Genomic DNA, 7089 nt, shown 5'->3' on the forward strand with positions numbered 1-7089 from the left:
TTGGGGGGCTTGAGCCACCAGCTCGAGGGCCAGCGCGCCGGTTTCATCAACAAGCCGTTCGACCTCAAGTTCCTCGAGACGATGGTCGACGAGCCGGAATGGGCGACGCAGTTCAGCATTCTGGAGCTGGTCGAGATGACCGGGACGCAGGGCGTCGAGCTCATCAACTGGCTCGCCGCGCGGGCGGCGTCTCAGGGCCCAATGCGCAAGGTGTGCTCGAACTATCACATCCCGATCAGCAACACGGCCGCAGCGACCTTGGTGCTCGAGGCGGCGTGAGCCAAGTGGGCTTGCGGTGGCCCGCGCCTGAGCTAAGATCACCCGTCGCGCTGGGACTCGATCCCCTGCGCGAGTTTCCGCATGCTCGACCTTAAGTTCGCAAGGCGGAGGAGGAAATGCCCCTCGATGACCCGGACGTCCGGGACGGCCATTTCCTGTCTCTTTTAGCCGCTCGGGGACAAGCGCTCATTCCGCATCCTGTTGGGGCGGCGTGGATCCCGCATAAATCGGGTGGATGGTGATCGCCACCACCGATCCGCGGCCTCGAAGACGTCTAACGACTGTGGGATGGGAATAGGAAACCGCCGCGGCGCCGACAGGGAGGCAGAGCCGATGAGCCAAGAGCCAATCATGGATGTGGCGCATCTCGGTCACCTCGAGCTTCTGACCCCGAAGCCAGAGGAGAGCCTGCGCTTCTTCGTCGACGTCCTGGGCATGACGGAAAGCGGTCGCAAGGCGGACTCGGTCTTTCTGCGCGCCTGGGACGATTACGAACACTATTCGCTACAGCTGACGGCCGCGAAGACGGCGGCTCTCGGTCACGCCGCCTTCCGGGCGCGCAGTGCGCAAGCGCTCGAGCGCCGCGTCAAGGCGATCGAGAATTCGGGAGCGGGAATCGGCTGGGTGAAAGACGCGTACGGTCACGGGCCGGCCTATCGCTTTCGCGATCCCGACGGGCATGTCATCGAGCTCTACTATGAGACGCAGTGGTATCAGGCGCCGCAGGCGCTGCGCCCTGCACTGAAGAATCAGGCCCAGCGCTATCCGGCGCGCGGGGTGAACGTGCGCCGCCTCGACCACTTCAATTGCCTCGCGGTGGACATCCAAGCCAACCGCGAGTTTTTTGAGAATTATCTAGGCTTCCGCCTCACAGAGCAGATCGTGCTCGATTCAGGGGAAGAAGCGGGCATGTGGCTGACCGCGACGAACAAGAGCTACGACTTCGCCTATACGAAGGAAGCCCACGGTGTGAAGGGGCGATTCCACCACATCACATATGCGCTGGACAGCCGCGAGGACGTTCTCCGTGCGGCTGACATCTTCCTTGAGGCCGGCGTCCCGATCGAAACCGGGCCGCATAAACACGCGGTTCAGCAAACGTTTTTCCTCTACGTGTTTGAGCCGGGCGGACATCGGGTCGAGGTAGCGAACGCCGGCGCGCGTCTGGTGCTTGCGCCGGACTGGCAGCCGATCCGCTGGTCCGAAACCGAGCGCAAAAAGGGGCAGGCCTGGGGACTAAAGACCATCGAGACGTTTCACACGCATGGGACGCCGCCCCTGCCCGGCCAGAGCCCGTTCGAAAACGAGACCGTCGAGCAGGATGATCTGTCGGAAAAGGGGATCGCCTCGTGAAGGCGCGACTTCGATAAGACTTTTCACCACCGTTCGGGAGCCGAGCCATGGCGAAGACGATCGACATCAAGGATTTCATCAACGAGCGCCCGGCCTCGGCGTTTCAGTGGTTCCTTGTGGCCATGTGCTTCCTGGTCGTCGTCGCCGACGGCATGGATGTCGCCATCATGGGCTTCGTGACGCCGCCGATTCTTCAAGAATGGGACATTTCACGATCGGCCTTCGGCTTCGTGATCAGCGCGGCCCCTTTCGGCCTCGTCATCGGCGCGCTCGTCGCCGGCCCGTCCTCCGACAGGTTTGGACGCAAGATCGTTCTCACGATCTCCGTCTTCCTGTTCGGGCTTTTCACCGTCCTTGCAGCCAGAGCCTCCTCGCCTGTCGAGATGGCCGGGCTGCGTCTGCTGGCCGGGATGGGCATGGGCGCGGCTATGCCCAACGCCACGACTTTGCTTTCGGAATACGCTCCGCTACGCCGTCGTTCGCTGATGATCACCATCATGTTTACCGGCTTCAATCTCGGTTCGGCCGTCATCGGCTTTGCGGCCGGCTATATGATACCGTTGTATGGCTGGCGCTCGGTCTTGCTGCTTGGCGGAATCGTCCCCCTGGTCCTGGTCCCCATGCTTGTGCTTTTCCTGCCCGAATCTGCGAGACTGATGGCGCTGCGTGGGGCCGCTGCCGAGAAGATCGCCGCCACGCTCGGCCGTGTAACTGGTTTCCGCTTCGTGGGCGACGAAACCTTCATCTCGAAAGAGCCCCCGCTTCCGACCCGCACGCCCATCGGCGTGCTGTTCTCGGAGGGCTACGCTTTCATGACGATTGCGCTCTGGGTCACCTATTTCATGGGCCTCCTCGTCATCTATCTGCTGACGGGCTGGCTGCCGACGATGATGAAGGACGCTGGCCTCTCGATCACGACGGCGGCCAACGTGACCGCGATGTTCCAGATTGGCGGAACGATCGGGGCGATCGTCGTGGGCTGGACAATGGACAGACGCCGGCCGGCTCTTGTGATCGCCGCGGCCTATCTCGTGGGCGGCTTTTGCATCCTCGGCGTCTCGCTGGCCGGGGCCATGTCCGCCGGGTTGCCGGCGCTGGTGTTTTTCGCGGGCTTTTGCATGAGCGGCGCGCAGACCGGGTTGAATGCGTTTGCTCCCGGCTGCTATCCGACGATTGCGCGGGCGACCGGCGTGAGCTGGATGCTCGGCATGGGCCGGTTCGGCAGCATTGTCGGTTCGTTGGTCGGCGGCGCGCTATTGGGATTGGGCTGGGGCTTCGGCGCGGTCCTCGGCATCCTCGCCGTCCCCGCCATCTGCGCGGCTCTCGCCATCGCCTCAACGCGGCCTGCCGACGTCGGCGAGATTAGGGAAGCGACGGCGCATTAGGGAGCACATGACGATGCCGAAGCCGAAACTGACGCTATGACGTCTCTCCTCGCGACATATGGATCTCTTTCATCGCCACGGGAGGCGCTGCCTTGATCATCGACATCCACGGCCATTACACGACGGCGCCGAAGGCGCTGGAGGCGTGGCGCAACCAGCAGATCGCCGGGATCAAGGACCCGGCCGCGATGCCGAAGGCGTCCGATCTCAGGATCAGCGACGACGAACTCAGGGAATCGATCGAGTCCAACCAGCTCAAGTTCATGCGCGAGCGCGGGGCGGACCTGACCATCTTCTCGCCGCGCGCGAGCTTCATGGCCCATCACATCGGCGATTTCGCCGTGAGCTCGACCTGGGCCGCGATCTGCAACGAGCTGATTTTTCGGGTGTCGAAGCTTTTTCCCGAAAATTTCATCGGCGCGGCGATGCTGCCGCAGAGCCCCGGCGTCGACCCGAAGACCTGCATCCCCGAGCTCGAGAAGTGCGTGAAGGACTACGGCTTCGTCGCGATCAACCTCAACCCCGACCCGTCGGGCGGCCACTGGACGAGCCCGCCGCTCACCGACCGGCACTGGTATCCGATCTACGAAAAGATGGTCGAGTACGACATCCCGGCGATGGTGCATGTCTCGACGAGCTGCAACGCCTGCTTCCACACCACCGGCGCCCACTACATCAACGCCGACACGACCGCGGTGATGCAGTTCATCCAGGGCGACCTGTTCAAGGATTTCCCGACCCTGCGCTTCGTCGTGCCCCACGGCGGCGGCGGCGCGCCGTATCACTGGGGCCGTTACCGGGGTCTCGCGCAGGAGCTGAAGAAGCCGCTCCTCAAGGAGCACCTGCTGAAAAACGTGTTCTTCGACACCTGCGTCTATCACCAGCCGGGGATCGATCTGCTGACCAACGTAATCCCGGTCGACAACATTCTGTTCGCCAGCGAGATGATCGGCGCTGTGCGCGGCGTCGACCCGGAGACCGGCCACAACTACGACGACACCAAGCGCTACATCGAGGCGACGGCGAACCTTTCGCCGGAGGAGCGCCACAAGGTTTACGAAGGCAACGCCCGTCGCGTCTATCCGCGCCTCGACGCCGCGCTCAAGGCCCAAGGTCGATAAGAGAGTCCGATAAGGAGGCAGTCCCATGACCGAACTCAGCGTCGTCCGCCGCAAGATTGACCGCGCTGACCGCGCTTCCGTCGACAAGCTCGCGGCCTACGGCGTCGCGACCGTGCACGAGGCGATGGGTCGCGTCGGCCTCATGCAGCCTTACATGCGCCCGATCTACCCCGGCGCCAACGTTTCCGGCACGGCGGTGACCGTGCTGCTGCATCCGGGCGACAACTGGATGATGCATGTCGTCGCCGAGCAGATTCAGCCGGGCGACATTGTCGTCGCGGCAATCACCGCCGAATGCACCGACGGCTTTTTCGGCGACCTGCTCGCGACGTCGTTCAAGGCGCGCGGCGCGCGGGCGCTCATCATCGACGCGGGCGTGCGCGACGTGAAGACGCTGACCGAGATGGGCTTTCCCGTCTGGAGCAAGTGCGTCAGCGCCAAGGGCACGGTGAAGGCGACGCTGGGATCGGTCAACATTCCGGTCGTCTGCGCCGGCGCCCTGGTCAATCCCGGCGACGCCATCGTCGCGGACGACGACGGCGTGGTGGTCGTACCGAGCGCATGGGCGGAGAAGACCGTCGCGGCGGCCGCTGCGCGCGAAGCGAACGAGGGCGACAAGCGCGCCAAACTCGCCTCCGGCGTGCTCGGTCTCGACATGTACAAGATGCGCGAGCCGCTGGAAAAAGCCGGCCTGAAGTACATCGATTGAGGCGACGGGAATGAGCGCGACAGGCAAGCCCGTCACCGGGCCGTTCGAGAAGACCAAGGGCTGGCTCGACTGGTGCGACAGCCCTACCAAACCCGACTTCGTCCTGCCGCCGGGCAGCGTCGATTCGCACTGCCACGTGTTCGGCCCGGGCGCGGAGTTTCCTTACGCGCCCGAACGAAAGTACACGCCCTGCGACGCCGGCAAGGCGCAGCTTTTCGCACTGCGGGACTACCTCGGCTTCGCGCGCAACGTGATCGTGCAGGCGACCTGCCACGGCGCCGACAACCGCGCCATGGTCGACGCTTGCCTCGCGAGCGGGGACCGCGTGCGCGGCGTTGCGACGGTGCGTCGCACGGTGTCGGACGATGAGCTGAAGCAGCTCCATGCCGGAGGCGTGCGTGGGGTGCGGTTCAACTTCGTCAAGCGCCTCGTCGACTTCACGCCCAAGGACGAACTGATGGAGATCGCCGGCCGGATCCAAAAACTCGGCTGGCACGTCGTCATCTACTTCGAGGCGGTCGACCTGCCGGAACTCTGGGACTTCTTCACCGCCCTGCCGACGACCGTCGTCGTCGACCACATGGGCCGGCCCGACGTGACGAAGCCCGTCGATGGGCGCGAGTTCGCGCTCTTTCTCAAGTTCATGCGCGATCATTCCAACGTCTGGAGCAAGGTTTCGTGCCCGGAGCGTCTGTCCGTCGCCGGGCCTCCGGCGCTCAACGACGAAAGGAACGCCTATCGCGACGTCGTCCCGTTCGCCCGCCGCGTGGTCGAGGAGTTTCCCAATCGTGTTCTCTGGGGCACGGACTGGCCGCATCCGAACTTGAAGGACCACATGCCCGACGACGGGCTTCTGGTTGATTTCATTCCGCATATCGCGACGACGGCCGCATTGCGGCAGAAGCTGCTGGTCGACAATCCGATGCGACTCTACTGGCCCGAGGAAAAGGGAGCCTGAAGATGGCGCTCGACAAGGAGTTCCAGGAGATTCCCGGCACGATCGTCTTCGACGCCGAGCAAGCGCGGAAAGGATACTGGCTGAACCAGTTCTGCATGTCGCTGATGAAGGCCGAGAACCGCGCGAAGTTCAAGGCTGACGAGCGCGCCTACCTCGACGGCTGGAAGCTCACCGAGGAGCAGAAACAGGCGGTCATCGACCGTGACCTCAACCGCATGATGGCACTCGGGGGAAACATCTACTTTTTGTCCAAGATCGGCGCGACTGACGGCAAGAGCTTCCAGCAGATGGCCGGCTCGATGACCGGGATGAGCGAGCAGGACTATCGCGACATGATGATCAAGGGCGGCCGCTCGATCGAGGGCAATCGTCGGATCGGCGAGGACGGCGACGCGCAGCGTCCCCGGAAAGAGTGACGGCCCCGGCTTTTAGCGACTTCAAGGACATACCGAACATGGCCCGCATCACCGCCTCGCTCTACACCTCGCACATCCCCGCCGTCGGCGCGGCCTTCGACCTCGGCAAGACCAAGGAGGATTACTGGAAGCCGGTGTTCGCCGGGTACGACTTCGACAAGGAATGGGTGAAGACGCACACGCCCGACGTGATCGTCCTGGTCTACAACGATCACGCCACCGCCTTCAGCCTGCAGATGATCCCCACATTTGCGATCATGACCGGCCCGGAATTCGCCCCGGCGGACGAAGGCTATGGCGCGCGACCGGTGCCGAAGGTGATCGGGCATCCGGAGCTGGCCTCGCACATCGCCTCGGAGGTGATCCAGCAGGATTTCGACCTGACCATGGTCAACGAGATCGACGTCGATCACGGCCTCACGGTCCCCTTAAGCTGCGTTTTCGGCAAGGTCGACGCGTGGCCGTGCAGGATCATCCCGTTCGCCGTAAACGTCGTGCAGCACCCGGTGCCTTCGGGGGCGCGCTGCTTCGCCCTCGGCCAGGCGATCCGCAAGGCGATCGAGAGCTATCTCGAGGACCTCAACGTCCATATCTGGGGCACCGGCGGCATGAGCCATCAGCTTCAGGGGCCGCGCGCCGGCCTGATCAACAAGGAGTGGGACAACGCCTTCCTCGACCGGCTGATCGATGACCCCAAGGGCCTCGCGAAGATGCCGAACATCGATTACGTCCGTGAGGCGGGATCGGAAGGCATCGAGCTCGTGATGTGGCTGATCGCGCGCGGCGCGCTCGATGACGATGCCAAGGAGATTTACCGCTTCTACCATGTGCCCGCCTCCAACACCGCGGTGGGCCATATGATTCTCGA

7 protein-coding genes and 1 pseudogene are annotated in these 7089 nt (G+C 63.8%); all 8 read left to right on the plus strand.

Going from position 1 to position 7089, the window contains the following annotated elements; translation table 11 throughout:
* Nucleotides 1–279 (plus strand): annotated as a pseudogene (locus ACLP25_RS22270) (protocatechuate 3,4-dioxygenase); the annotation flags it as partial.
* A 333-nt stretch (nt 280–612) separates the two neighbouring features.
* Nucleotides 613–1632 (plus strand): catechol 2,3-dioxygenase, encoded by a 1020-nt coding sequence (locus ACLP25_RS22275; RefSeq protein ID WP_442471325.1) that lies wholly within the window; start codon nt 613–615, stop codon nt 1630–1632.
* Between the two features lie 47 nt (nt 1633–1679).
* Nucleotides 1680–3017 (plus strand): MFS transporter, encoded by a 1338-nt coding sequence (locus ACLP25_RS22280; RefSeq protein WP_442471326.1) that lies wholly within the window; start codon nt 1680–1682, stop codon nt 3015–3017.
* A gap of 92 nt (nt 3018–3109) precedes the next feature.
* On the plus strand, nt 3110–4138 hold the full coding sequence (locus tag ACLP25_RS22285) for an amidohydrolase family protein (protein ID WP_442471327.1): 1029 nt from the start codon (nt 3110–3112) through the stop codon (nt 4136–4138).
* Nucleotides 4139–4163: 25 nt separating this feature from the next.
* Entirely contained in the window at nt 4164–4847 is a 684-nt protein-coding gene (gene ligK / locus ACLP25_RS22290; RefSeq protein WP_442471328.1) for a 4-carboxy-4-hydroxy-2-oxoadipate aldolase/oxaloacetate decarboxylase, read from the plus strand.
* 10 nt (nt 4848–4857) lie between these two features.
* Entirely contained in the window at nt 4858–5805 is a 948-nt protein-coding gene (locus tag ACLP25_RS22295; protein WP_442471329.1) for an amidohydrolase family protein, read from the plus strand.
* 2 nt (nt 5806–5807) lie between these two features.
* Entirely contained in the window at nt 5808–6221 is a 414-nt protein-coding gene (gene ligA, locus ACLP25_RS22300) for a protocatechuate 4,5-dioxygenase subunit alpha (RefSeq protein ID WP_442471330.1), read from the plus strand.
* A gap of 38 nt (nt 6222–6259) precedes the next feature.
* Nucleotides 6260–7089 (plus strand): class III extradiol dioxygenase subunit beta (locus ACLP25_RS22305; RefSeq protein WP_442471331.1); only part of this gene is annotated, 830 nt, incomplete at its 3' end.

It is taken from the genome of Roseiarcus sp., assembly GCF_052145395.1.
Classification (GTDB): domain Bacteria; phylum Pseudomonadota; class Alphaproteobacteria; order Rhizobiales; family Beijerinckiaceae; genus Roseiarcus.